General features: G+C 58.0%; 1 protein-coding gene. It reads left to right on the top strand.

Annotated elements, in window-relative coordinates; all coding sequences use genetic code 11:
• Positions 1-6 precede the first annotated feature (6 nt).
• A partial coding sequence (locus AC0L3D_RS37155; RefSeq protein ID WP_164777241.1) for an alcohol dehydrogenase catalytic domain-containing protein occupies positions 7-212 on the top strand: 206 nt, incomplete at its 3' end.

Genomic DNA, 212 nt, shown 5'->3' with positions numbered 1-212 from the left:
AAAAGAATGTCGAACATGATGAAGGCGCTGGTCAAGGCCAAGGCCGAGCCGGGCATCTGGATGGAAGAAGTGCCGGTGCCGGAAATCGGCCCGAACGACGTTCTGATCAAGATCAAGAAGACCGCGATCTGCGGTACCGACGTCCACATCTACAATTGGGACCAGTGGGCGCAGAAGACCGTGCCGGTGCCGATGGTGACCGGCCACGAATT

Source organism: Mesorhizobium sp. WSM4837 (assembly GCF_055811435.1).
Note: the sequence above shows the minus strand (reverse complement) of the source record. Positions and strands in the feature narration are given on the sequence as shown.